Origin of the sequence: Limnohabitans sp. DCL3, assembly GCF_048019295.1 — a bacterium.
Classification (GTDB): domain Bacteria; phylum Pseudomonadota; class Gammaproteobacteria; order Burkholderiales; family Burkholderiaceae_C; genus Limnohabitans_A.
Window position 1 is genome coordinate 1,397,212 of sequence record NZ_CP171842.1, and the last position, 23,374, is coordinate 1,420,585.

A 23,374-nucleotide genomic window follows, 5' to 3' on the forward strand; every position below is an offset into this window, starting at 1 on the left:
CAAAGAAAAAACAATCGTGAAAGCGCTTTCAAAAGGCGTTTCATCTCACACAAACAACCAAAGGGTGCAGTCCACATGAAACCAAATCTTTTCAGCCAGTCTTCGCTACAGCGTGCAATGCTCACCGTTGGGTTGATCACGACGGGCCTATTGAACACGGGTTGTGGTGGAGGGGGGGAGACGCTTGCAGACATTCCATTTGCAAACGCGCGTTACATCTCAATCGATCCTGCCCCTGTTAATTACGCCTACAAAGGCGTGAACGCATTGGGCGGACTTTACGGATGGTCGGCGGCGAACCCCGGATTTGGCGATTACTGGTGGTCAGGTCCTGGTGCACCTGCAGGGAATGGTGCACCTGCAACATGGGGTGCTGCAACCGATAACTTTTATTGGGGCGGGGCATCCCGACCTTGGAATGACTACATGGAAAGCTGGGTGAGCGCGCCCTCCCAGGCCCAAGCTGACATCAACAACATGTCAACGATCTCATTGACGGGTCAAACAAAGTTGCAGATCAGCGTTTGGGGTAATCCTGAGTTGGGAACAGGCACCCCAATATTTACACCCGTGTTGCGTTTGCCAAAAGATGCCAATAATTGTCACGCGGAAGCCCAAGGCCCTGTTCTGACGCCGCAAGTGATTGGTAAAGCAACGTATGAAATACTGTTGAAAGATTTTGTTGTTACTCAGAATTGTGGCAACTCCATGACCACGTCCAGCTTTCTTTCAATGCCAATTCAAACTGTCAGGGTCAGAATTTACAAAGATCGTTATCCAGGCGATGGGCAGCCTGTTGGGATTAATTTGGGTGAAATCATTTTTAAATTATAAATCCACGCAAATATTTTCAACATCAATCATTCAACAATTTATCAAGGTGAAATAAAATGAATCATAAATTGACACCACTGGGACTTGTTTTTCTTGCGCCGTTAACGGCTTTGGCCGTTGATGTTGGTCCTTTTGTGATCAACGGATTTGTGAAAGTCGAAACGGGTCGCACAAGCAATGTTTGCGAAGACTGTCAAACTGCACCGAATGAAAATAGACACCGTCCATGGGCAGACGCCATCACGAACGCCAAGCCATTTGGAACGAAAGATGGCAGCGTCAGTTTGGTGCAACCTTATATTGGGACCAAAGACTTCAATTTGGGTCAAGGTTTCAAAGTTCGTGGGCTTTGGAGCCAACGTTGGCGTGACGGTAAGGTCGATATTCCAGGCGTTGAATACGAAAAAAATATCACCTTCACGCACGAGGATTACGGCAACTTACAGTTGGGTGCCTTCCCCACCCGAGGTTGGAGCAGTGCGGATTATCCTTATGGCACACAAATCGGCGTGGCTGACGCTTGGGGCGCCAGTGGCAGCGGTTATGGCTTATTGACCCGGGCCATCCGATACAGTTTGCCCACCCAATATGCTTGGGGAGGGGACATGCACTTGGAGGCCAGTTATGACTTTGGCGGTCGAGGCTATGTGCACCGACCTGCCTTTTTGGAATTGTTTGCCCAGTACGTCGGTGGTCCATGGGTGATTGAAGGCGTGGTCCAAAAAGCCAGAAACGGACTGCCATCTGCTTGGACCCATGGCCCATTTGTGGGCGTGACGGCCGAGGCTGCTAACGACATGTCCACGGGTCCTGGTAACGAACAGTCGATTCTGATGGTGATGGCTCGGTACAAGATGGATGCGAAAACCGTACTGTTTGCCGGCTTGCGTCATAACGATTGGAGTGGCGCGAAAGGTAACTATGTTCGATGGACTCCAAATGGCGATATTTGGAATGACATGTTCAATATTGCCTGTTCCGGTGCATGTGATCCCTCTGCGGTCAGCGCTTATGGCGCTCGGTCCGAAGACTTTAGCCTTGGCTTCACTCGTAAGTTGAATGAGAAGTTCACACTGAATGCCGGTATGGTGCATTTGGGCAAAGCGCGCACCAAAAATCCTGTGGAACGGGGCCAGTCCAACACCATGACACTGGCGGCCTTGGGCTTGGGTTACGAGATCCAGCCGGGTTGGTCTGTGTATGGCTTCACGGGTGCCGTCAACTATGGCAGAAAGGGCCTCGCTCCCTTGTCGATGCCCGGCCACAGTTCCTTTTCTGGCATAGACTCACGTGTCGCCACCCATGGCAATTGGGCTGGTTTGGGTACGGTATATTCTTTCTGATTGGCATCGCACATGAATTAAAGGGGGCTGAATTGCCCCCTTTTTTTATTAACGGGTGCTTATATCTTGTATATTGAAGCGCTTTAGTCGGTTCATATTTTGAGCCAGTGCGCATGGAGTCGTGAATGCACATCAAATGGACAAGCTCACTGCAATAATCTGAGAAAATGAATGTGGGTCAATTGAAGAGCTCACGATTGCATTGGTAAGTTTTTGGACGTATTTGAATCAACATGCCTCAACAAGAAATTGCCGACACCCCACCGAAAGCGCAAGCCAAAAATCCTGTGCGTGCCACCTTGACCATGGTGGCTGAACGTGCCGGCGTGTCGCCCAGCACCGTCTCGCGCATTCTCAACGGCACAGCGCGGGTGAGCCAAGACAAGCAGGCCTTGGTCAATGCCGTGATCGATGAGCTGGGTTTTCGGCCCGACCCGGCCGCCAGAAGTCTGGCCGGTGGCCGGACGATGAGCATCGGCGTGTTGACGCAGTTCATTGACAGCCCTTATTACGGGGAAGCGCTGCGCGGCATTGAGGACGAATTGCACAAGGCCAATTACGTGCCTTTGTTTGTCAGCGGTCACTGGAACGAGGTCGAAGAGAAAGACAGATTGTTCATGCTGCAAGAGCGCAAGGTGGACGGCATCATTGTCTTGACGGGAAAATTGGCCGACGACACCTTGGTTGAGATGGCTGCCAACATCCCCGTGGTCATCACAGGTCGGCGCTTGAGTGCGCCCGGTTTGTTCAGCATCGACTTTGACAATTCCGAGGGCGCCAGTTTGGCCGTGCGGCATCTGCATGCCTTGGGTCATCAGCGGGTGGCGTTCATTTCTGGGCCTCTGGATCACCCCGATGCGACCGAACGGATGCAGGGCTTTCAGGACGAGACGCAAAAAAAAGGGATGGCGCTGGATGCCGATTTGATTGCATTCGGTGACTATCAGGAGGCGGGTGGTTTTCGTGCCATGAACAGTTTGTTGGACGCCCGCGTGCAATTCACGGCCGTTTTGGCCGCCAACGATCAAATGGCGTATGGCGCCAGGTTGGCCTTGCACAGGGCCGGATTGCGTGTTCCGGAAGATATTTCCTTGATCGGCTTTGACGACCTGCCGCATTCTGCATTCACATTGCCGCCATTGACTTCTGTGCGCCAGTCTGTCTACGAAATCGGTGTTTCTGCAGCCCAAGCGATGATTGACATTTTGAACAAGAAAAATCCACCGTCCAGGCTCGTTGCTGCCGAATTGGTGGTGCGTGAATCGACGCGCATCCATCGGCGCTAGGCGTCATCACCGCAGGTCTGGGCGCCGTGTGAATTTGCGGCCAAAGCAACTTGGTCAATTCCTGCCGATTCGACTTTCTTTTACTTTGCCGCGAGGCGCTTGCCAAGGCATGGGACTATCCTTCTGAGTCATTGACGGGAGAATCGCCATGCAAGTTCGACGTTTTCGGTCCCTGCGTCTGACCTTTGGTTTTTTGCTTTGCAGCTTGGGGGCATGCTGGCCAGTCTGGGCGCAAGAGCGGTCCTCCATCATTCGGTCTGAGCAGCATGTGTTCCGTTTGGTGACCTTGGTCACGGGGCTCGAAAACCCTTGGTCTTTGGCTTTTTTGCCAGATGGTCGTCTGCTGGTGAGCGAGCGGGCCGGGCGATTGCGTTGGGTGGGGCCCGATTTTCGTTTACACCCTCAGCCGATCAAGGGCCTGCCTGCAGTGGTTGAGCGAGGACAGGGTGGTTTGTTGGACGTGGCCCTGCACCCCCAATATGCCCAAAACGGGTGGATTTATTGGTCCTACAACGCGCCGGGGCCTGATGGCTGGGGCACAGCTTTGGCCCGGGGGAAGCTCCAAGGCGATCGCATGACCGAGGTGCAGGTGCTGTTCCGCATGCAGCCGCAAACCCGTTCCAGCCAGCATTTTGGTGGACGCATCGTGTTCGACACCACCGGAATGCTTTACTTGACGCTCGGAGATCGGGGTGACAAGGAGCGGGCCCAGAAGTGGGACGACCATGCCGGCTCGGTCATCCGGTTGCATGACGATGGCCGTGTGCCCACGGACAACCCCTTCGTCAAGCGGGCTGGCGCTTTGCCCGAAAAATGGACCTTGGGCAACCGCAACATGCAAGGTGCGGCTTTGCACCCCCAAACCGGCGAACTGTGGACCCACGAGCACGGACCGCAAGGTGGAGACGAGGTCAATGTGATGCGCCCGGGCTTCAATTACGGCTGGCCCGTCATCACCTACGGCGTGAACTACGGCTTGGGCACACGCATTGGCGAGGGGCAAGCCAAGCCTGGCATGGCGCAACCCTTGCATATTTGGGTGCCTTCGATTGCGCCTTCGGGCATGGCCTTTGTGGATGGCTCGAAATTTGTGCAGTGGCAGGGCAATTTGCTGGTGGGGGCTTTGCGTGGCCAAATGCTGGTGCGACTGGTGCTCGATGGTGAGAAAGTGCTGCACGAGGAGCGCTTGCTGCAAGGCCAGGCAGGCCGCATCCGCGATGTGCGCATGGGGCCGGACGGTTTCATCTATTTGTTGCGCGATGGCCCAGAAGGGGCCGTGATGCGTCTGGAGCCCGAGCGGCTTTGAGCTGCAAGAGGGGGACCTGAATTTTGGTAACCTCAAGCCACCATGTACTTGCCAAAACAATTCCACCACAGCGACCCGGCCATCGCGCAGCGCATCATGCGTGAACACCCTTTAGCGTCCATCGTCACGCTCGGGGCCGATGGGTTTCCAGTGCTCAGCCACATCCCGGTGCATTGGCAAGCGGCTTCGCTGTGGTCGGATGGTCCTGCGTCTGAACATGGCGTTTTGCTGGGGCACTGCGCCCGCGCCAATCCGCAGGCGCAGATTTTGGCCTCGCAGCCACAGGCTTTGGTGAGTTTCATGGGGCCGCAGGCTTACATGTCGCCCAGCGTTTATGCCGATCTGCAACGCGTGCCAACTTGGTCCTATCTGGCGGTGCAGGCCAAGGTGCTGACGCGCATCATCGACCCCCACGAAGACCGGGACCGTTTGCTCAAATGCCTGATTGCCGAGCATGAACCGGCCTATGCGCAGCAGTGGCGCGAATTGCCCAGCCACTACACCGGGGCCATGCTCAATGGCATTGTGGCCTTTGAAATGCAGATCACCGATTTGCAGTGCGCCGTGAAGCTCAACCAGCACCGGCCCGAAGCCCATGCGGCCATGCACGCGTCTTATGCCCAAGGCTCTGAACAAACCCAAGCACTGGCCCGTTGGATGCAAGACCTGGGGCTGGTGGCATGAGTCTGGTCGGCAGGGACTGCGTCCAAGACCCACCCCCCACGCCTTTGACCGAGGAGGCGTGCATGCGCTGGGCTCTGGCCCAAGCCCAACTCGCTGCTGCGGCTGGTGAGGTGCCCGTTGGCGCCGTCGTGGTGAAGGACGGTCAAGTGATCGCCACAGGCCGCAACGCCCCGATTGCCAGCCACGATCCGACCGCGCACGCCGAGGTGGTGGCGCTGCGGGAAGCGGCGCGCGTGTTGGGCAATTACCGGCTTGAGGGCTGCACGCTGTATGTGACGCTGGAGCCTTGCGCCATGTGCAGCGGTGCCTTGCTGCACGCCCGCGTAGACCGGGTGGTGTTTGGCGCGCCGGATCCGCGCACGGGTGTGGCTGGTTCTGTGCTGAACCTGTTTGCCTCCACCCAGCTGAACCACCAAACCCAGGTCACCGGTGGCGTGCTGGCCGATGAATGCGGACAAATGCTCAAAGATTTTTTCAGAGCCCGGCGTGTGAATGCCGACCCGGTGCGGGAAGACGCACTGCGCACGCCCGATGTCGCCTTTGTCGATTTGCCCGACTACCCTTGGCAGCCGCACCACGTGAACGACCTGCCCAGCATTGCCGGACTGCGCATGCATTATCTGGACGAGGGCCCAGCGGATGCGCCGCTGACTTGGCTGTGTCTGCACGGCAATCCGGCCTGGAGTTACCTCTACCGCAAGATGATCCCGATTTGGTTGGCGGCAGGGCACCGCGTGGTGGCCCCCGACCTGATCGGCTTTGGCAAGAGCGACAAGCCCAAAAAAGACAGCTTTCACCAATTTGAGACACACCGTCAGTCTTTGTTGGAGTTGATTGAGCGGCTGCGTCTTCAGCGCGTGGTGCTGGTGGTCCAGGACTGGGGCGGTATTTTGGGTCTGACTTTGCCTATGGCTGCACCTGAGCGCTACCAGGGTTTGCTGGTGATGAACACCACGCTCGCCACAGGCGAGCTGCCTTTGAGTGCAGGCTTCTTGGCTTGGCGCGATTGGTGCCAAAGCCAGCCCCAGTTTGACGTGGGCAAACTGTTCAAGCGCGGCAACCCCAGCATGACACCGCAAGAGACCGCGGCCTACAACGCACCATTCCCGGACAAAGGTTTCCGCGCTGCGCTTCGGGCCTTTCCACCCATGGTGCCGGAGTTCGCCGATTCGCCCGGCGCAGCCCTCTCCAGACAAGCGCGCGATTTTTGGCGCAGCGACTGGCAAGGCCAGAGCTTCATGGCCATAGGCCTGCAAGACCCGGTCTTGGGCGAGCCGGTGATGCGGCACTTGCAACATCAGATTTTGGGCTGCCCCGAGCCGATGGTGTTACCCGATGCGGGGCATTTCGTGCAGGAGCAGGGCCGGGCCATTGCCGAGGCGGCTGTGCGACACTTCAAGCCTTGATCAAAAACACAGCCCATGGCCCATATTTACATTTTCTCTCCCTCCAGCGCGGTGCGTGACAAGGCGGCTTTTCGCCGGGGACTCCAGCGCCTCAAAGCCCAGGGGCACGAGGTGGAAGTCGACGAGGCGGCTTTGGCCAGTCACATGCGCTTTGCGGGTGATGACGCCACGCGCATCGCTGCCATTGGCCGCGCTGCCGCCAGTGGGGCCCAGGTGGCACTCATTTCGCGTGGTGGCTATGGCCTCACACGCATCCTGCCTGGTTTGCCCTACAAGCAGATCGCCAAAGCCATCGACGGCGGCATGCAGTTTGTGGGTTTGAGTGATTTCACAGCCTTTAACCAGGCGGTCTACGCCAAGACCGGGTGCATCAGCTGGCAGGGGCCGGCCTTGGGCGAAGACTTTGGGTGCAGTCAAGACCCCGACGACATCATGCAGGCCTGCTTTGATGATTTGCTGCTGGAGCAAGGCGAAGGGACGGGCTGGCAACTGCCCAAGGCGCAGGCTCAGCGCCGCGTGGTGGTGAAAAACGCGCCGCTGTGGGGGGGGAATCTGACGGTGCTGACGGCTTTGCTGGGCACCCCATATTTCCCACAGGTCAAGGGTGGGGTTCTTTTTCTCGAGGATGTGGGCGAGCACCCTTACCGCATCGAGCGCATGCTGTCGCAGCTCCTGCTCGCGGGTGTGCTGGCACAGCAAAAGGCGGTTTTGATGGGGCAATTTAGCAGCTACAAGCTGGTGCCTGCTCACGATAAAGGCTTCAAGTTGGGAACGGTGGTCGACTGGCTGGGCACGCAGATCAAGGCCCCTGTGCTCACGGGTTTGCCTTTTGGTCATGTGCAGACCAAGGTCTTGCTGCCGGTGGGCGCCAAGGTGGACCTGGTCAGCGAAGGTCGTGATGCACTCATGGTTTGGGGACACCTGTGAGTGTCCCGATCAGGCAAGACCTGGAAGTCCTTTTTCAAGTCCTTTTGAGGGCGACAAAGCCTGACAAATAGGCAGACAGCCAAAGCGGCGAGAGCTCATGTTGGAGCACCTGAATGCTGGCGGGCGATGTGTCGATGGTGTTGGTTGACCACAAATCTCGTTCGGGCGTCAGCACCAGAGTGTGCGCCACACTGTGGCGGGCCCTCATGAACTTTTGCACGATGTCCAAGTTTTTTTCTTGTGGTTTCCTCAAGCCCCCCATTTGAATGACCAGCAGGTCATGCTTTTCGTTCAGCAGTTCCAGCAAAGCCTCGGTCAAGGACTCTTGAAATACCACTTGCAAGGCAAGCCCCCACTGCGGGATCTCATTTCTCAATCGGTTGGTCAATTCGGCTGAGTCGATCACCAGCATCACTTTGGTTCGTCGATCCCCGTTCAGCCGTGACCTATCCAGAATGTTGTTGGCGTTTTGGTAATTCAAGACTGAAGCCAGCGCAATACGGCGGTGTCCACCCAAGGTTTTCCAGGCCTGCAAGATGTTGTTGTCGACCAGTTTTTGGATCGTCGCCATGGACAAGCCCAAACGCTTAGCCGCCTGGGAACTGGTCATGTATTCCGCGTGGACGCTGTTGGTCACTGGCTTCGGGTTTTCGGTCATTATTTTTGTTTTTTTAGCTTAGCTTTAAATTTTAACTATAAATAATTATTTATACAAAATTCAATTATTTGTGGACCATTGATTTTCCACAGGCGATAAATCCATGAACATCCCCAATTGGGGAGTTTTTGTTAATTTCAATAAACCACAAGTCTTCCCCAGCCGCACTTGCAGCTCCTGGCGCGCATCTGAGCAACAGGATCGCTGAGCCGATGGCGTCCGCACAACGCTAAGATCGGCTGCACATGTCCAAAGACCTCACATCCCATTTGCGCCCCTGGCAAGTCATCAGCGGTGGTATTTGTGGCCTGGTTTTGTCCATCGGTCTGGCCCGTTTCGCCTTCACGCCCTTGTTGCCCGAGCTTCAGTTGCAAACGGGCTTGAGCGATGCGGCGGCCGGAGGTTTGGCCGCTGTCAATTACGCAGGCTACATCTCGGGGGCATTGGCCGCCGCTTGGATTGACGGCGCACACTGGCGTCATCGTCTCTACAGCATGGGCCTGTGGCTTTCGCTTTTGTCCGTGGCCGGGATGGCGCTGTCGACCTGGCTGCCGAACTGGGCTTTGTGGCGTTATTTGGGCGGATTGTGTGGGGCCACAGGGATGCTGCTGGGGGCTGGTTTGGTTTTGGGATGGCTCATGCGGCAAGGTCGCCGGCCTGAGTTGGGCGTGCTTTTCATCGGGTTGGGCTTGGGCATCGTGGTGTCTGCCCTCGGTGCTTGGGGCGTGTCTCAAATTTGGTCACTTTGGGCGCATCAATGGCTGGCCATGGCTGCTATCGGGCTGGTTTTTTTTATTCCTGCTTGGTTTTGGCGGCCCCCCGTGCCCCCGGCTCAGACCGGTGTGGACAATTCGCAGGCCACACCCAGAGTGTCATCCCGGTGGATGCTGACCATGGCGGGCAGCTACTTTGCCGCGGGTTGGGGCTTTGTCATCAGCGCCACATTCACCGTGGCGATTGTGGAACGGGAGCCGGCTTTGGCCGGGCAGGGCGCCTTGGCTTGGGCATTGGTGGGTTTGGCGGCCATGCCAGCGGTTTTCTTGTGGGATAAAGTGGCTCGGCGATGGGGGGATACCCGTGCTTTGCTGCTGGCCTTTGGCTTGCAAACGGTGTCGGTGATCTTGCCCGCAGTGTCTGGTTCGTTGGCGGCCGCCTTGAGCGGCGCCCTGGGTTATGGAGCCACGTTCATTGGTATTGTGAGCTTGACACTGGCCCTGGTGGGCCGTCGAGCGCCGCAGAACCCGGGCAAGGCCATGGCGCGCCTGACCTTGAGTTATGGGGCCGCGCAGGTCATTGCGCCGATGGTAGCCGGGGCCATGGCCCAGAGCACGGGCACGTTCAAAGGTGCTTTGTGGCTGACAGCGGGTGTCATGCTGCTGGGCATGGCTTTGCTCGCCACTTTGCCGGACGACCGCGCCCCCGCTGATCACGTTTAATGGTTTGTTCTCGAGGACCATTCTGGGGCCCGGGAGGACCGAATCGCATGGGCTGAGTGACGCCATGGCCGAACACGGGCACTGCACAATGCACCTTGTTCCTTCAACGAGCGATCGAATCGTCAATCTGACTCACATGCTGACCCCCTTGCAATCGCGGACGAAAACGCCGCACACCCGCCAATTCGCCGAGCAGCACATGCACACCGTGCTGGCCCGCTTGGCGGGGCCAAATGCTGTGCCGCGGCCTGACCAAGTGGATGCGGTGCAGGCCGTGCTGCAACCGGCTTCGCGGGTGCTGGTGGTGCAGGCCACGGGCTGGGGCAAGTCGGCGGTGTATTGGGCCGCCACGCACGCCATCCGCAGCACCGGAGCGGGCTGTACGCTGGTGGTCTCACCCTTGCTGGCCCTGATGCGTGACCAAGTGAGCGCCGCTGAGCGTGCGGGTTTGAAGGCGGCCACCGTGAACTCCACCAACATCGACGATTGGGACGGTGTGTTCCAGCAGCTGGACGCCGATGCGATCGATGTGCTGCTGGTCTCTCCCGAGCGGCTGGGCAACGTGCGTTTTGCGACGCGCTTGGGTCCATTGCTGGCGCGGGTGGGATTGATCGTGATCGATGAGGCACATTGCATCAGCGATTGGGGCTTTGACTTTAGGCCGGATTACCAACGTCTGGCCCGGGCGCTGCTGTCCACGCCCACAGCCAGCGTGCTGGCCACCACAGCCACGGCGAACCAGCGGGTGACGGCCGACATCGGCCAACAACTGGGTGCAAGCACGGTGACGTTTCGGGGCACACTCGCTCGCACTTCGCTCACGCTGTCTGTCGTGCCGGGTTTATCGCCCCTAGAGCGCTACGCTTGGATCGCCGATGCGCTGGCGCAGCTGCCCGGCTCAGGCATCGTGTATGTGCTCACCGTCGCTGAGGCGGAGCGCTTGACCGCGTTTTTGCGCCAATGCGGATACGCGGTGGATGCTTACAGCGGGCAAACCGACGCCGACACGCGCCTCAGAGTGGAAGAGCGTTTGCGTCACAACCAGCTCAAAGCGGTGGTGGCCACCTCGGCCTTGGGCATGGGGTACGACAAGCCGGACCTTGGGTTCTGCGTGCATATCGGCTCGCCCTCGACCCCGGTGGCCTATTACCAACAGGTGGGGCGTGCGGGCCGTGCGGTGGCGCATGCCGAAGGGGTGTTGCTGCCGTCCGATGCCGACGAGCGCATTTGGGATTACTTTGCCAGTGCCTCGCTCCCAGACCCCGTCACGGTTTCTCTCGTGCTGAGCAGTTTGGACGGTGTGGGTGACGCAGGGCGCAGCTTGATCGACATCGAAGCCGCCACGGGCGTGCGCCGGGGCCGGCTGGAGGCCTTGCTCAAAATTTTGGCTGTGGACGGTGTGGTTGAGAAAGAGGGCGCCGCATGGCGCAGTACGGGTGTGTCTTATGTGCACGACACGGCCAAATGGCGCGCATTGGCCCATGTGCGTCAGCAAGAGGCCGGCATCATGCGCCAATATGCGCATGGGCAGGGTTGCCTGATGGCGTATTTGCAGGCCGCGTTGGATGATCCCTCACCCACGCCATGCGGTCGCTGCTCGGTGTGCACAGGGCATTTGCCTGACCCAGGTCTTGTGCCCTCACCCAAAAACCTGATCGCTGCCCGAGACTTTTTGCGCGGCATGGACGTGGACATTGAGCCGCGCAAACGTTGGCCAAACGGTGTCAAGCGCAAGGGGGCGATTCGCGGCTATGACAGGGGTCGCGCCGTGGCCTTTGCCGACGATCCCGGCTGGGCGGCCGAATTGCACGCGCTGCGCGCTGCCGCGCCAGGGGAGGTGCCCCTTGAAATCTTGAGCGGTGCCGTGGCCCTGCTTGGGCGCTGGGCTTCAAATTGGACAACCCGTCCGGTGTGTGTGGTGCCGCTGCCTGCGCCCAATATGGCGGCGAATCGCCGATTGGCCGAACACATCGCCCAGAAAGGCCGCTTGCCTTGGCACGATGTGTTCAGCTGGACCGGGGGGGACACACCTGATGATGCAGCGTCAACCTCTGTGGTGTCGCATCTGGAATCGGCCATCCGCTTGGCACCCCACACCGCATGGCCCCAAGGGCCTGTGTTGTTGGTCGCCACGCATGTGCGCACCCGCTGGACCGCCACATTGGCGGCAGCACTGCTGCGCGAGCAGGGCAGCCGCCAAGTGCTTTTGCTGGCATTGCACATGCAGCCTTGAGGCATGATCGGTGTTCGATGAGATAGAGACCATGAACAACGACAACTTTGATGCGCCCAATCTGCCCCTGGTTCACACCGCGCGCCTTTGGCAAAACGAACAGTGGACCGCCCAAGTCATCAAAAATGAGGACGATGACGGATGGGCGGTGGCCATGTTCAAAGAAGGGGAGAGCGAACCTGCGCTTGTGGGGCCTTGGACGATGGGACGCGACAAAAAAAACCCCAAGCCGCTTGACGGTGCCGCTTTCATCACTTTGGTCAAAACCGCCAGTGAATTTGTGCGACGCAGCGAACAACAATGGCATGCGCAGCTCAACCAAAGTGTCACCGTGAACGGGCCGGACGGTCGCGTCACGGTGCTCTTGCGCATCGTGCCCGACGAGGACAACCCCTACGCCATGCTCAGTGCGCAAGACGAAAGCGGCGATGTTTTGGCCGCAGTGAAGGTCGCAGCCGCTTTCAAACTCAACCGCCAGACCGCCCAAGCTTGGGTGGATGCCGAATGGGCCAAACCATGACCGCAACCCCATCTTTTTTGCCGTCCAACGGCCCCTTGGCTGGACTCAAAGTGCTGGAATTGGGCCAGCTCATTGCCGGCCCGTTTGCAGCCAAAACTTTGGCCGATTTTGGCGCCGATGTGGTCAAGATCGAGCCGCCCGGCGCCGGTGATCCCTTGCGCCAATGGCGTTTGATCAAGAACGGCACCTCGGTCTGGTGGCAAGTGCAGTCACGCAACAAACAGTCTTTGGCGCTGGACTTGAAGCAAGCCGCTGCGCAGGACATTGTGCGCCAACTGGCGGCCGAGAGCGATGTGCTGATTGAGAACTTTCGGCCGGGCGCGATGGAAAAATGGGGGTTAGGGCCGGATGATTTGCTGGCTCTGAACCCGCGCTTGGTCATGCTGCGCGTGAGCGGTTACGGCCAGACCGGTCCCTACCGCGATCGCCCGGGTTTTGGCGTGGTGGGCGAGGCCATGGGCGGCATTCGCCACCTGACGGCAGAGCCAGGCCGGGTGCCGGTGCGTGTGGGCATCAGCTTGGGCGACACGCTGGCGGCTTTGCACGGTGTCATTGGCATCTTGATGGCGCTGCACGAGCGCCATGCCTCCGGCAGAGGGCAAGTGGTTGATGTGGCCTTGTACGAGGCCATGTTCAATTGCATGGAAAGCCTGCTGCCCGAGTACAGCGCTTTTGGCGCTGTGCGTGGCCCCGCGGGCAGCGCCTTGCCGGGCATTGCGCCCAGCAATGCCTACCTGTGCAAAGATGGAGGGTATGCCTTGATTGCGGGCAATGGCGACAGCATTTTCAAGCGCCTGATGTCCGAAATTGGCCGCGACGACTTGGCCCAAGACCCCGGCTTGAAGGACAACACGGGCCGCGTGGCACGGGTTGCTGAAATCGATGGGGTGATTGGCCATTGGGCCGCGCAGCGCACCGTGGACGAGGTGCTGGCCGCGCTGGACCGCGCCAGCGTGCCGGCTGGGCGCATCTACACCGTGGCCGACATCGCGCAAGACCCGCATTACCAAGCGCGTGACATGCTGCACACGGTGCGCATGGACGACGGCAGCGATTTGATGGTGCCGGGCATCGTGCCCAAGTTGTCACGCACACCCGGTGGTCATCGTCGCAATGCGCCCAAGGTGGGCCAAGACAGTGAAGCGGTGCTGTCTTCCATGGGCTTGAGTGCCGCACAAATCCAACGGTTGCGCGAGCAAGGCATCGTTGCCTAGGGCTGCACCTTGCGCGCCAGACCCGTGCGCTTGAGCAAGTGCTTCAAATGCCCAAACTTTGCAACTGGACCAGCCCTTTGGGGGTTTGCAGTGTGGCCAGCAAGTTGGCTGGGCCCGCCTCAATGGCGATGCCTTCGAGCCCAATGGCGTCGTAAGCTGCCTGCAGCTTGACGGCACTCGGGTGGCGCACCGCCAGGCTTTGCAGGGTCACACCCGAGCGGGGCAAGCTGTTGCGTGGGTGCAGGCGCAATGGTTCGGTGGCATCCGGTTTGCCCCATTGGATCAAGGTGGGCAGGGTGCCATCAAACAACCGCTCTCCGTCTTCGCGCACCGTGATTTGCCAGTTGAGAGTGCCTTTGCCCGACTTGCGGCTGGCGTGCACAACCTGTCCGCGCTCAATGCCTTGGGTGCGCAGCACATGGCGGGCAGCTTTCACGTCCTCGGTGCTGCTGACAAAGTGGATGAGGCGGGGGCCTTGCGCCACTGCTTTTTGCAAAACGGCGTTGTCCATGTCAAACCAGCGCGGCACTTGAGAGCGCTTGGGGATCACGGCCTCTGGGTTGATGGCGATGATTTCGAAATAAGCCAATGGGAATTTGGGCGAGGCGATTTTGAACAAGCGGTTGTGTGTGCCGTATTTTTCGTGTTCGCCGCCAGGGCCGGGGGTGATGCCAAGTGTCTCTTCGCACCACTGCACGCCTTCGTTCAAGGAGGAGGCCATCACCACGAGGTGGTCAATTTGGGTTTTCATTTTTTTCAGATCCGATTGCTGGCGTCGAGCATAACGGATGGCACACGACCTGTGCAGCGGCCCAGGCCTGCGACAATCGCAGCCACATTGAATGGAGTGATGATGTTGATCGATGCAGATGAAAGCCAACTGGTGTTGGTGGATTTTCAGGCCCGTCTCAAGCCTGTGATGTGGGAGGCTGAAGCGGTTTGGGCCAACGCTGCGCGCTTGGCCACTTTGGCCCATGCACTGAATGTGCCCACTTGGGGCACCGAGCAAAACCCGTCCCGATTGGGCGAGATGCCTCCTGAGATCCGCAGTCACTGCCGTCAGGTGTTGGCCAAAATGCAGTTCAGTGCCGTCGAAGAAGGGCTGGGCGAATGGCTACAACCAGAGCCCCCTCAAGCCCCGCGTGGTAACGCCCGCAGTTTGCCGCGACACCTGCAAAAACCGCCTGCGGCTGCGCAGGCGCGTAAATCCATTGTCCTTGCGGGTTGTGAGGCCCACATATGCCTCATGCAAACCGCGCTGGATTTGCTCGAAGACGAGTTTGAGGTGTGGGTGGTGACCGATGCCTGCAGCGCTCGCACTGAGCGCAACCGCGACGCCGCTTACGACCGCTTGGCTGGGGCAGGGGCTGAATTGGTGACGGCTGAGATGTTGGCTTTTGAGTGGGTTCGCACGGCCGAGCACCCTGATTTCAAGCTGTTGCAATCGCTTTTCAAATGACGTGATGCGTGGGAGCCCGCCCTCGGGGCGATGGGTTCTGGTCTGCATGGATTGATCGAGGTGGAGGCGCCGCTCCTACATGGCAAGGTTCTGCTCAGATCGATGGGTTCGCAGTGACAAGTCAGCTTCTTGCAAGTCCCTTCACCATAATTATGAATTCAGAAGAGTGGGGCGTTTGCCAAGATGTCCCTGCTCGCGGTATACATATTTGCTGGCATTCAGGAGACTTTCATGGGCAGCTTTGCTGACTTTCACGCACGCTCGATCAACGACCGCGACGCTTTTTGGGCCGAGCAGGCCAAGTTGGTGGACTGGAAAGTGCCGCCACAGCAAATCTGTGATTACAGCAACCCGCCTTTTGCCAAGTGGTTTGTGGGGGGCGAAACCAACCTGTGCCACAACGCGGTGGACCGCCATTTGGCGGATCGCGCCGACCAGCCTGCTTTGATCTTCGTCTCGACCGAGACCGATCAGGAAAAAACCTACTCCTTCCGTGAGCTCCACGTCGAAGTGCAGCGCATGGCTGCCATCTTGCAAGACCTGGGCGTGGTCAAAGGCGACCGCGTGCTGATTTACATGCCCATGATCGCCGAGGCGGCTTTTGCGATGCTGGCCTGCGTGCGCTTGGGCGCGATCCACTCGGTGGTGTTTGGTGGTTTTGCGTCGCATTCGCTGGCCACCCGCATCGAGGACGCCTCGCCCAAAGTCATCATCAGCGCCGACGCCGGCTCCCGTGGCGGCAAGGGTGTACCTTATAAGCCGTTGCTGGACGAAGCCATCAAGCTCTCGGCCCACAAACCGGCCAACGTGATCATGGTGGACCGCAAACTGGCTGCCTTCACCCCTGTGGCCGGACGCGATGTGGATTACGCCACCGAGCGGGCCAAGCACATGGATGCGGTCGTGCCTTGCGTGTGGGTCGAATCCACGCACCCCAGCTACACGCTCTACACCTCTGGCACCACCGGCAAGCCCAAAGGCGTGCAGCGTGACACCGGGGGCTACACCGTGGCCTTGGCCGCCAGCATCCCCAACGTTTTTGAAGGCAAGCCCGGCGGCACCTTTTTCTGCACCAGCGACATCGGCTGGGTGGTGGGGCACAGCTACATCATCTACGGCCCGCTGATCGGCGGCATGGCCACCATTCTTTACGAAGGTTTGCCCATTCGTCCCGACGGTGGCATTTGGTGGAGCTTGGTCGAGAAGTACAAGGTGCAGGTCATGTTCAGCGCGCCCACGGCCATTCGGGTGCTCAAAAAGCAGGATCCGGCGCTGCTGTCCAAGTACGACTTGTCCAGCTTGCAGGCGCTCTTTTTGGCGGGTGAACCGCTGGACGAGCCGACGGCCAAATGGATTTCTGAGGGTCTGAGCGGCAAAGCCATCATCGACAACTACTGGCAGACCGAAACGGGTTGGCCGATTCTGAGCATTTGCAACGGCGTGGAAAAAGCACCCAGCAAATTCGGCTCGCCGGGCAAAGCCATTTATGGCTACAACGTCAAACTGGTGGACGACCAGACCGGTGAAGAGCTGACGGGTGCCCACCAAAAGGGCGTGTTAACGATTGAAGGCCCGTTGCCGCCCGGTAACTTGCAAACCATTTGGGGCGACGATGCACGTTTCGTCAAAACTTATTGGAACACGGTACCGGGAAAACTGGTTTACAGCACCTTTGATTGGGCCGTTCGCGATGAGGATGGGTACTACTTCATTTTGGGACGCACCGACGATGTGATCAATGTGGCCGGCCATCGCCTGGGCACCCGCGAAATCGAGGAGAGCATTTCCAGCCATGCCAATATCGCCGAAGTGGCCGTGGTGGGCGTCGCCGACCAGCTCAAGGGGCAAGTGGCCATGGCGTTTGCCATTGCCAAGGACACTTCGGGCTTGACCGACGCAGCTGGCCGCAAAGCGCTGGAAGCTGAAGTGATGAAGGTGGTGGACTCTCAGCTGGGTGCGGTGGCGCGCCCTTCGCGCGTGCTGTTTGTCACGGCCTTGCCCAAGACGCGCAGCGGCAAACTGCTGCGCCGAGCCATTCAGGCGGTGGCCGAAGGGCGCGACCCCGGTGACCTGACCACCATGGACGATCCCGCCGCATTGCAACAGATCGTTCAACAGCTCCAAGGTTAACGATTCTCGACCCCGCATTGCCGGGGTCTTTTTTTGAGCACTTTGTTTTTTCACCATCGCCTGTAAGTTACACATCGGACAAGCCATGGCACAATGCGCGCTGTACTCAGGCCCTTCCCCTGCCACAGTCGCATCCGCCAACCGGTCCAGCCGTGTCGCGGAAGGTAACAATCCACCAACTAATGTTTCCCCGAGGGAAACGGAGGTCAGCGAAATATGAGCGAGACAAATTCCGTCTACTCTGCCTACTCAGGCAATACCCATCTCTTCGGGGGCAATACCCCCTATGTTGAAGAGATGTACGAAAACTATTTGGCCAATCCGGGCAGTGTCCCCGACTCTTGGCGCGACTATTTTGACGCCCTCCAGCACGTCCCCGCTGTCGATGGCTCCAATGCCAAAGACGTGCCGCACCAGCCGGTCATCAATGCCTTTGCCGAACGTGCCAAAGCCGGTGGTACCAAAGTGGTGTTGGCCAGTGCCGACGTCGAAATGGGCCGCAAACGCACCGCGGTCCAACAGCTGATTGCCGCCTACCGCAACGTTGGCCAACGCTGGGCGGATCTCGACCCTTTGAAGCGCACCGAGCGCCCCAATATTCCTGACCTCGATCCCGCCTTCTTCGGCTTCACCGATGCCGACCAAGAAACCGTGTTCGACACCAGCAACACCTTCTTCGGCAAGAACAACATGTCTTTGCGCGAGTTGCTCAATGCGCTGCGCGAGACCTATTGCGGCACGCTGGGTGCCGAGTACATGTACACCACCGATCAGGCTGAAAAGCGCTGGTGGCAGCAAAAACTCGAAAGCATCCGCAGCAAGCCCAATTTCACATCGGACAAGAAAAAACAGATCCTCGACCGCCTGACAGCCGCCGAGGGCCTGGAGCGTTATTTGCACACCAAATACGTGGGGCAAAAGCGTTTTTCCCTCGAAGGCGGTGAGAGCTTCATCGCTGCCATGGACGAGTTGATCCAGCAAGCGGGTGCACAAGGCGTGCAAGAAGTGGTGATCGGCATGGCCCACCGTGGCCGCTTGAACGTGTTGGTCAACACCATGGGCAAGCTGCCAGCAGACTTGTTTGCAGAGTTTGACCACACCGCCCCGGAAGATCTGCCCGCCGGTGACGTGAAATACCACCAAGGTTTCAGCTCGGACGTGACCACCTCGGGTGGCCCCGTTCATTTGTCCTTGGCTTTCAATCCCTCGCACCTGGAAATCGTCAACCCCGTGGTGGAAGGCTCCGTGCGGGCTCGCATGGACCGACGTGGTGACCCGCTGGGTAAACAGGTGCTGCCCGTATTGGTGCACGGTGACTCCGCATTCGGTGGCCAAGGCGTGAACCAAGAAACCTTGGCTTTGGCCCAAACCCGTGGATACTCCACAGGGGGTACGGTCCACATCATCATCAACAACCAGATTGGTTTCACCACCTCTGACCCTCGCGACATGCGCTCGAGCGTGTTCTGTACCGACATCGTGAAGATGGTCGAGGCGCCGGTGCTGCACGTCAACGGTGACGATCCAGAGGCGGTGGTCTTGGCGACACAGCTGGCGTTGGAATACCGCATGACGTTCCGAAAAGACGTGGTGCTGGATGTGGTTTGCTTCCGCAAACTGGGTCACAACGAGCAGGACACGCCTGCCCTGACCCAGCCGCTGATGTACAAGAAAATCGCCACCCACCCTGGCACGCGCAAGTTGTTTGCCGACAAACTCGCCGCACAAGGCCTGGGTGAAACGCTGGGCGACGACATGGCCAAGGCCTACCGCGCGGCATTGGACGCAGGCAAGAACACGACCGAACCTGTGTTGACCAACTTCAAAACCAAGTTCACGGTGGACTGGGCGCCTTTCATGGGCAAGAAGTGGACCGATGTGGGTGACACTGCCATTCCTTTGGCTGAATGGAAACGTTTGGCCGAGAAGATCAGCACCATTCCGGAGTCGGTCACGCCGCACCAGTTGGTGAAAAAGGTGTACGACGATCGCGCTGCCATGGGCCGTGGCGACCTTCCGGTGGATTGGGGCATGGGCGAACACATGGCGTTTGCCTCTTTGGTGGCCAGTGGCTATCCTGTGCGCTTGTCCGGTGAAGATTGCGGTCGTGGCACGTTCACCCACCGCCATGCCGTGATTCACGACCAAAAGCGCGAAAAGTGGGACACAGGCACCTACGTGGCCCTGCAAAATGTCTCGGACAAGCAGGCCCCGTTTGTCGTGATCGACTCCATCTTGTCCGAAGAAGCGGTGCTCGGTTTTGAATACGGCTACGCCTCCAACGACCCCAACACCTTGGTGATCTGGGAAGCGCAGTTCGGCGACTTTGCCAACGGCGCACAAGTTGTGATCGACCAGTTCATCGCCTCGGGTGAAGTCAAGTGGGGCCGTGTCAACGGCCTGACCTTGATGCTGCCGCACGGCTACGAGGGCCAAGGTCCTGAACACAGTTCGGCACGCGTTGAGCGCTTCATGCAGCTGGCTGCGGACACCAACATGCAGATCGTGCAGCCCACCACGGCCAGCCAGATCTTCCACGTGCTGCGTCGTCAAATGGTGCGTGACATCCGCAAGCCACTGGTCATCTTCACGCCCAAGTCGCTGCTGCGCAACAAAGACGCCACTTCCCCAGTGTCCGAGTTCACCAAAGGCAGCTTCCAGACCGTGATCCCTGAGAACAAGGCGCTCAAGGCCGACAAGGTCAAGCGCGTCATCTCTTGCTCGGGCAAGGTGTACTACGACCTGGTCAAACAGCGCGAAGCCAAAGGCGCTGACGACACCGCCATCATCCGCGTGGAACAGCTCTATCCCTTCCCACACAAGGCGTTTGCGGCAGAGATCAAGAAGTACCCCAACGCCACCGACATCGTGTGGTGCCAAGACGAGCCCCAAAACCAAGGTGCCTGGTTCTTCATCCAGCACAACATCCACGAGAACATGCTCGAAGGTCAAAAGCTCGGTTATGCCGGTCGCGCAGCGTCCGCATCGCCTGCCGTGGGTTACTCACACCTGCACCAAGACCAGCAAAAAGCACTCATCGAAGCGGCCTTCGCCAAACTCAAGGGCTTCGTGCTGACCAAGTGAACCTTCAGCGTCTGGCGCTGAAGGTTCAGCGCCAGACCCCTCGTCAAACGACCAACGCATAACGGAAACATCATGGCCATCGTAGAAGTCAAAGTCCCCCAACTGTCCGAGTCAGTGGCTGAAGCCACCATGTTGCAGTGGAAAAAGAAAGTCGGTGAATCGGTATCAGCCGATGAAATCCTGATCGAAATTGAGACCGACAAGGTTGTGCTCGAAGTGCCCGCACCCGCTGCCGGTGTGATCTCGGAAATCCTTGTGGCCGATGGCGGCACCGTGGCCGCTGAGCAATTGATTGCCCGCATCGACACCGACGGTAAAGTGGGTGCTGCCGCTGCGCCAGTGGCTGCGGCATCAGCACCGGTTGCGGCGGCTCCTGCGGCTGCGGCTGTCACTGGCGGCAGCATGGCCGGTGTGGCCATGCCCGCTGCTGCCAAGCTGATGGCCGACAACAACCTGGCCTCTGGCTCGGTCGCCGGCTCCGGCAAAGATGGTCGCGTGACCAAGGGCGATGTGCTCTCGGCTGTGGCGGGTGGTGTCAAGTCCACCGCTGCGGTGATCCCCACCGGCGTTCCCACCAAAGTGCTCGCCCAAGTGGCGGCACCTGCCGTGAACTTGGGCGATCGGCCAGAGCAGCGCGTGCCCATGACCCGTCTGCGTGCCCGTGTGGCCGAGCGTCTGTTGCAATCGCAGTCGACCAACGCCATCTTGACGACTTTCAACGAAATCAACATGGCCCCCGTCATGGACATGCGCAAGCGCATGCAAGACCGTTTCGAGAAGGAGCACGGTTGCAAGCTGGGCTTCATGAGTTTCTTTGTCAAAGCGGCAGTGCACGCCTTGAAGAAGTTCCCCGTTTTGAACGCATCGGTGGATGGCAACGACATCGTGTACCACGGCTACTTCGACATCGGTATCGCAGTCGGTTCGCCACGCGGTTTGGTCGTGCCCATCTTGCGTAACGCAGATCAAATGAGCTTTGCCGAGATCGAAAAGAAAATTGCCGAGTTTGGTCAAAAAGCCAAAGACGGCAAGTTGGGCATCGAAGAGATGACTGGCGGTACTTTTTCGATCTCCAACGGCGGTACCTTTGGCTCGATGATGTCTACCCCGATCATCAACCCGCCCCAGTCGGCCATTTTGGGTGTTCACGCAACCAAAGACCGCGCCATGGTCGAAAACGGCCAAGTCGTGGTTCGCCCCATGAACTATTTCGCCATGTCTTACGACCACCGCATCATTGACGGCCGTGAAGCTGTCTTGGGCCTGGTCGCCATGAAAGAGGCGCTGGAAGATCCAGCCCGCTTGTTGTTCGACATCTAAATCACCTTGTTTTGAATGCCCCCTGCCCAGGGGGCGTTTTTTATCCAGAGACCCTTACCATGAGCAAACAATTTGACGTCGTCGTCATCGGCGGTGGCCCCGGTGGCTACATTGCGGCCATTCGCGCTGCGCAACTCGGTTTCCAAGTCGCGTGTATCGACGAATGGAAAAACGCAGCCGGTGGCCCTGCACCCGGTGGTACCTGCACCAACGTGGGTTGCATCCCCTCCAAAGCTTTGCTGCAGTCCAGCGAACACTTTGACCATGCCAACCACCATTTCGCTGAGCACGGCATCAGCGCCACAGGCGTGAAGATGGATGTGGCCAAGATGATTGCCCGCAAAGACATGGTGGTCAAACAAAACAACGACGGCATCTTGTACTTGCTGAAGAAAAACAAAGTCACTTTCTTCCACGGTCGCGGCAGCTTTGCAGGCCAAGCTGAAGGCGGCTACACCATCCATGTGGCGGGCAAGACCGAAGAGGACATCACGGCCAAACAGGTCGTCATCGCCACCGGCTCTAACGCCCGAGCCTTGCCTGGCACACCTTTTGACGAAGTCAATGTGTTGTCCAACGACGGTGCTTTGCGCGTCGGCGCTGTGCCCAAGAAGCTGGCCTTGATCGGCTCAGGCGTGATCGGTTTGGAGATGGGTTCAGTCTGGCGTCGTCTGGGCGCTGACGTGACCATCCTCGAAGGTCTGCCGACATTCCTCGGCGCCGTAGACGAGCAAATAGCCAAGGAAGCCAAGAAGGCGTTTGACAAGCAAGGTTTGAAGATTGAACTCGGCGTGAAAGTGGGTGAAATCGTCAACGACAAGAAGGGCGTGACCGTCAACTACACCAACGCCAAAGGCGAAGCCGTCAAGCTCGATGCCGACAAGCTGATCATCTCGATAGGGCGCGTGCCCAACACCATTGGCTTGAACACCGAAGCGGTAGGTTTGCAACTGGACGAGCGCGGTGCCATCGTGGTCGATGCCGATTGCAAAACGAACTTGCCTGGCGTTTGGGCCGTGGGTGACGTGGTGCGTGGCCCGATGCTTGCGCACAAAGCCGAGGAAGAGGGCGTGGCTGTGGCCGAGCGCATCGCCGGCCAACACGGCCATGTCAATTTCAACACCATTCCGTGGGTCATTTACACCAGCCCCGAGATCGCTTGGGTTGGCCGCACCGAGCAGCAACTCAAAGCCGACGGTGTGGCTTACAAAGCCGGATCTTTCCCCTTCCTTGCCAACGGCCGGGCCCGCGCTTTGGGGGACACCACAGGCATGGTGAAAATGCTGGCTGACGCGACCACCGACGAAATTTTGGGTGTCCACATCGTGGGTCCTCAGGCCAGCGAGTTGATCGCTGAAGCGGTGGTGGCCATGGAATTCCGTGCCAGTGCTGAAGACATCGCCCGCATTTGCCACGCGCACCCCAGCTTGAGCGAATCGACCAAAGAGGCCGCCTTGGCGGTGGACAAGCGCAGCTTGAACTTCTAAGCCCATGCACACTCCCCGACAGGGGTTGGGGGTGAGTTGGGTTAAAG

The 23,374-nt window shown here is 58.7% G+C and carries 18 protein-coding genes; 16 read left to right on the forward strand and 2 right to left on the reverse strand.

The features are described from left to right. Window positions 1-75 precede the first annotated feature (75 nt). The 7 genes from ACHEXK_RS06295 to ACHEXK_RS06325 all read left to right on the forward strand — a co-directional run bounded on the left by ACHEXK_RS06295 (window position 76) and on the right by ACHEXK_RS06325 (window position 7,786). Entirely contained in the window at window positions 76-834 is a 759-nt protein-coding gene (locus ACHEXK_RS06295) for a hypothetical protein (protein WP_416548520.1), read from the forward strand. 56 nt (window positions 835-890) lie between these two features. Then, a complete protein-coding gene (locus ACHEXK_RS06300; protein WP_416548521.1) occupies window positions 891-2,177 on the forward strand; it encodes a hypothetical protein in 1,287 nt (428 codons plus the stop codon). A gap of 233 nt (window positions 2,178-2,410) precedes the next feature. Continuing rightward, window positions 2,411-3,463 carry a LacI family DNA-binding transcriptional regulator gene (locus ACHEXK_RS06305; protein ID WP_416548522.1) on the forward strand — a complete coding sequence of 351 codons (1,053 nt, stop codon included), beginning with the start codon at window positions 2,411-2,413 and terminating at the stop codon, window positions 3,461-3,463. A 148-nt stretch (window positions 3,464-3,611) separates the two neighbouring features. Continuing rightward, window positions 3,612-4,769: a PQQ-dependent sugar dehydrogenase gene (locus ACHEXK_RS06310; protein ID WP_416548523.1), complete on the forward strand. Its 1,158-nt coding sequence runs from the start codon at window positions 3,612-3,614 to the stop codon at window positions 4,767-4,769. A gap of 42 nt (window positions 4,770-4,811) precedes the next feature. Beyond that, window positions 4,812-5,453 (forward strand): FMN-binding negative transcriptional regulator, encoded by a 642-nt coding sequence (locus tag ACHEXK_RS06315; RefSeq protein WP_416548524.1) that lies wholly within the window; start codon window positions 4,812-4,814, stop codon window positions 5,451-5,453. Continuing rightward, on the forward strand, window positions 5,450-6,859 hold the full coding sequence (tadA, locus tag ACHEXK_RS06320; RefSeq protein WP_416548525.1) for a tRNA adenosine(34) deaminase TadA: 1,410 nt from the start codon (window positions 5,450-5,452) through the stop codon (window positions 6,857-6,859). Before ACHEXK_RS06315 ends, tadA begins: the two co-directional genes overlap by 4 nt. A gap of 15 nt (window positions 6,860-6,874) precedes the next feature. Next, a complete protein-coding gene (locus ACHEXK_RS06325; RefSeq protein WP_416548526.1) occupies window positions 6,875-7,786 on the forward strand; it encodes an LD-carboxypeptidase in 912 nt (303 codons plus the stop codon). A 34-nt stretch (window positions 7,787-7,820) separates the two neighbouring features. On the opposite strand, the gene ACHEXK_RS06330 is transcribed toward ACHEXK_RS06325, so the two are convergent. Next, window positions 7,821-8,396, reverse strand: a complete 576-nt coding sequence (locus ACHEXK_RS06330) for an excisionase family DNA-binding protein (RefSeq protein WP_416548527.1) — start codon at window positions 8,394-8,396, stop codon at window positions 7,821-7,823. 293 nt (window positions 8,397-8,689) lie between these two features. On the opposite strand from ACHEXK_RS06330, the gene ACHEXK_RS06335 reads away from it, so the two are divergent. From ACHEXK_RS06335 to ACHEXK_RS06350, 4 genes are all read left to right on the forward strand, one after another. Next, window positions 8,690-9,880, forward strand: a complete 1,191-nt coding sequence (locus ACHEXK_RS06335) for a YbfB/YjiJ family MFS transporter (protein WP_416548528.1) — start codon at window positions 8,690-8,692, stop codon at window positions 9,878-9,880. 136 nt (window positions 9,881-10,016) lie between these two features. Next, entirely contained in the window at window positions 10,017-12,113 is a 2,097-nt protein-coding gene (locus tag ACHEXK_RS06340) for a RecQ family ATP-dependent DNA helicase (RefSeq protein ID WP_416548529.1), read from the forward strand. Between the two features lie 31 nt (window positions 12,114-12,144). Further along, complete coding sequence (locus tag ACHEXK_RS06345; protein ID WP_416548530.1) at window positions 12,145-12,633, forward strand: hypothetical protein; 489 nt, start codon at window positions 12,145-12,147, stop codon at window positions 12,631-12,633. After that, window positions 12,630-13,847: a CaiB/BaiF CoA transferase family protein gene (locus ACHEXK_RS06350; RefSeq protein ID WP_416548531.1), complete on the forward strand. Its 1,218-nt coding sequence runs from the start codon at window positions 12,630-12,632 to the stop codon at window positions 13,845-13,847. The genes ACHEXK_RS06345 and ACHEXK_RS06350 overlap by 4 nt, the downstream gene beginning before the upstream one ends. A 43-nt stretch (window positions 13,848-13,890) precedes the next feature. Here ACHEXK_RS06350 and ACHEXK_RS06355 read toward each other — a convergent pair whose 3' ends face one another. Continuing rightward, window positions 13,891-14,598, reverse strand: a complete 708-nt coding sequence (locus tag ACHEXK_RS06355) for a VOC family protein (protein ID WP_416548532.1) — start codon at window positions 14,596-14,598, stop codon at window positions 13,891-13,893. Between the two features lie 102 nt (window positions 14,599-14,700). Here ACHEXK_RS06355 and ACHEXK_RS06360 point away from each other — a divergent pair, with 102 nt between their 5' ends. From ACHEXK_RS06360 to lpdA, 5 genes are all read left to right on the forward strand, one after another. Beyond that, the gene (locus ACHEXK_RS06360; RefSeq protein ID WP_416548880.1) at window positions 14,701-15,306 is read left to right on the forward strand and encodes an isochorismatase family protein; all 606 of its coding nucleotides are present in this window, start codon (window positions 14,701-14,703) and stop codon (window positions 15,304-15,306) included. Between the two features lie 231 nt (window positions 15,307-15,537). Beyond that, a complete protein-coding gene (locus ACHEXK_RS06365) occupies window positions 15,538-17,436 on the forward strand; it encodes a propionate--CoA ligase (protein WP_416548533.1) in 1,899 nt (632 codons plus the stop codon). 216 nt (window positions 17,437-17,652) lie between these two features. Next, window positions 17,653-20,520 carry a 2-oxoglutarate dehydrogenase E1 component gene (locus ACHEXK_RS06370; RefSeq protein ID WP_416548534.1) on the forward strand — a complete coding sequence of 956 codons (2,868 nt, stop codon included), beginning with the start codon at window positions 17,653-17,655 and terminating at the stop codon, window positions 20,518-20,520. Between the two features lie 72 nt (window positions 20,521-20,592). Beyond that, the gene (gene odhB / locus ACHEXK_RS06375) at window positions 20,593-21,840 is read left to right on the forward strand and encodes a 2-oxoglutarate dehydrogenase complex dihydrolipoyllysine-residue succinyltransferase (protein ID WP_416548535.1); all 1,248 of its coding nucleotides are present in this window, start codon (window positions 20,593-20,595) and stop codon (window positions 21,838-21,840) included. Window positions 21,841-21,899: 59 nt separating this feature from the next. Continuing rightward, complete coding sequence (gene lpdA, locus ACHEXK_RS06380) at window positions 21,900-23,327, forward strand: dihydrolipoyl dehydrogenase (protein ID WP_416548536.1); 1,428 nt, start codon at window positions 21,900-21,902, stop codon at window positions 23,325-23,327. Window positions 23,328-23,374: the final 47 nt, after the last annotated feature.

Excerpts from the sequence above, each read along its gene's own strand:
- ACHEXK_RS06295 (WP_416548520.1), top strand. The coding sequence starts at position 76 with ATGAAACCAAATCTTTTCAGCCAGTCTTCGCTACAGCGTGCAATGCTC.
- ACHEXK_RS06300 (WP_416548521.1), top strand. The coding sequence starts at position 891 with ATGAATCATAAATTGACACCACTGGGACTTGTTTTTCTTGCGCCGTTA.
- ACHEXK_RS06305 (WP_416548522.1), top strand. The coding sequence starts at position 2,411 with ATGCCTCAACAAGAAATTGCCGACACCCCACCGAAAGCGCAAGCCAAA.
- ACHEXK_RS06310 (WP_416548523.1), top strand. The coding sequence starts at position 3,612 with ATGCAAGTTCGACGTTTTCGGTCCCTGCGTCTGACCTTTGGTTTTTTG.
- ACHEXK_RS06315 (WP_416548524.1), top strand. The coding sequence starts at position 4,812 with ATGTACTTGCCAAAACAATTCCACCACAGCGACCCGGCCATCGCGCAG.
- tadA (WP_416548525.1), top strand. The coding sequence starts at position 5,450 with ATGAGTCTGGTCGGCAGGGACTGCGTCCAAGACCCACCCCCCACGCCT.
- ACHEXK_RS06325 (WP_416548526.1), top strand. The coding sequence starts at position 6,875 with ATGGCCCATATTTACATTTTCTCTCCCTCCAGCGCGGTGCGTGACAAG.
- ACHEXK_RS06330 (WP_416548527.1), bottom strand. The coding sequence starts at position 8,396 with ATGACCAGTTCCCAGGCGGCTAAGCGTTTGGGCTTGTCCATGGCGACG.
- ACHEXK_RS06335 (WP_416548528.1), top strand. The coding sequence starts at position 8,690 with ATGTCCAAAGACCTCACATCCCATTTGCGCCCCTGGCAAGTCATCAGC.
- ACHEXK_RS06340 (WP_416548529.1), top strand. The coding sequence starts at position 10,017 with ATGCTGACCCCCTTGCAATCGCGGACGAAAACGCCGCACACCCGCCAA.
- ACHEXK_RS06345 (WP_416548530.1), top strand. The coding sequence starts at position 12,145 with ATGAACAACGACAACTTTGATGCGCCCAATCTGCCCCTGGTTCACACC.
- ACHEXK_RS06350 (WP_416548531.1), top strand. The coding sequence starts at position 12,630 with ATGACCGCAACCCCATCTTTTTTGCCGTCCAACGGCCCCTTGGCTGGA.
- ACHEXK_RS06355 (WP_416548532.1), bottom strand. The coding sequence starts at position 14,598 with ATGAAAACCCAAATTGACCACCTCGTGGTGATGGCCTCCTCCTTGAAC.
- ACHEXK_RS06360 (WP_416548880.1), top strand. The coding sequence starts at position 14,701 with ATGTTGATCGATGCAGATGAAAGCCAACTGGTGTTGGTGGATTTTCAG.
- ACHEXK_RS06365 (WP_416548533.1), top strand. The coding sequence starts at position 15,538 with ATGGGCAGCTTTGCTGACTTTCACGCACGCTCGATCAACGACCGCGAC.
- ACHEXK_RS06370 (WP_416548534.1), top strand. The coding sequence starts at position 17,653 with ATGAGCGAGACAAATTCCGTCTACTCTGCCTACTCAGGCAATACCCAT.
- odhB (WP_416548535.1), top strand. The coding sequence starts at position 20,593 with ATGGCCATCGTAGAAGTCAAAGTCCCCCAACTGTCCGAGTCAGTGGCT.
- lpdA (WP_416548536.1), top strand. The coding sequence starts at position 21,900 with ATGAGCAAACAATTTGACGTCGTCGTCATCGGCGGTGGCCCCGGTGGC.